We start from the raw sequence: 1,607 nt of genomic DNA, 5'->3' as shown, positions 1-1,607 counted from the left end.
TCGATATTGGGCGTTTCAAAGCGGGTACCGGAATATCAACCGGTTGTCCATCGACTACGCCTGTCGGCCTCGCCTTAGGTCCCGACTTACCCTGGGCAGATCAGCTTGACCCAGGAACCCTTAGTCAATCGGCGCAAGAGTTTCCCACTCTTGTATCGCTACTCATGCCTGCATTCTCACTCGTGAACCGTCCACAACTCGTTTCCACGGCTGCTTCACCCGGCACACGACGCTCCCCTACCCATCACAGCCTCCGTTGGGAGTATTGCTGCAATGACACGACTTCGGCGGTGTGCTTGAGCCCCGCTACATTGTCGGCGCGGAATCACTTGACCAGTGAGCTATTACGCACTCTTTCAAGGGTGGCTGCTTCTAAGCCAACCTCCTGGTTGTCTCTGCGACTCCACATCCTTTCCCACTTAGCACACGCTTAGGGGCCTTAGTCGATGCTCTGGGCTGTTTCCCTCTCGACCATGGAGCTTATCCCCCACAGTCTCACTGCCGCGCTCTCACTTACCGGCATTCGGAGTTTGGCTAAGGTCAGTAACCCGGTAGGGCCCATCGCCTATCCAGTGCTCTACCTCCGGCAAGAAACACACGACGCTGCACCTAAATGCATTTCGGGGAGAACCAGCTATCACGGAGTTTGATTGGCCTTTCACCCCTAACCACAGGTCATCCCCCAGGTTTTCAACCCTGGTGGGTTCGGTCCTCCACGAAGTCTTACCTCCGCTTCAACCTGCCCATGGCTAGATCACTCCGCTTCGGGTCTTGGGCACGCTACTCAACGCCCTATTCGGACTCGCTTTCGCTACGGCTTCCCCACACGGGTTAACCTCGCAACATACCGCAAACTCGCAGGCTCATTCTTCAAAAGGCACGCAGTCACGACACACCGAGCAAGCTCGATGTGCGACGCTCCCACGGCTTGTAGGCACACGGTTTCAGGTACTATTTCACTCCGCTCCCGCGGTACTTTTCACCATTCCCTCACGGTACTATCCGCTATCGGTCACCAGGGAATATTTAGGCTTAACGGGTGGTCCCGCCAGATTCACACGGGATTTCACGGGCCCCGTGCTACTTGGGTGTCTCTTAAACGAGCCGTCAATGTTTCAGCTACGGGGGTCTTACCCTCTACGCCGGACCTTTCGCATGTCCTTCGCCTACATCAACGGTTTCTGACTCGTCCCACAGCCGGCAGACTGCAGAAAAGAGATCCCACAACCCCAACCACGCAACCCCTGCCGGGTATCACACGTGACTGGTTTGGCCTCATCCAGTTTCGCTCGCCACTACTCCCGGAATCACGGTTGTTTTCTCTTCCTGCGGGTACTGAGATGTTTCACTTCCCCGCGTTCCCTCCACACTGCCTATGTGTTCAGCAGCGGGTGACAGCCCATGACGACTGCCGGGTTTCCCCATTCGGACACCCCCGGATCAAAGCTCGGTTGACAGCTCCCCGGGGCCTATCGCGGCCTCCCACGTCCTTCATCGGTTCCTGGTGCCAAGGCATCCACCGTGCGCCCTTAAAAACTTGGCCACAGATGCTCGCGTCCACTGTGCAGTTCTCAAGCAACGACCAGCCACCCGTCACAACCCACCCC

At 57.1% G+C, this 1,607-nt stretch carries 1 rRNA gene; it reads right to left on the bottom strand.

The features are described from left to right. Positions 1-1,543: ribosomal RNA gene (locus ACWD6P_RS36860) — 23S ribosomal RNA — on the bottom strand; the annotation flags it as partial. Positions 1,544-1,607: the final 64 nt, after the last annotated feature.

It is taken from the genome of Streptomyces sp. NPDC002446, assembly GCF_053595675.1.
This window is presented reverse-complemented; position numbering and strand designations above follow the sequence as displayed.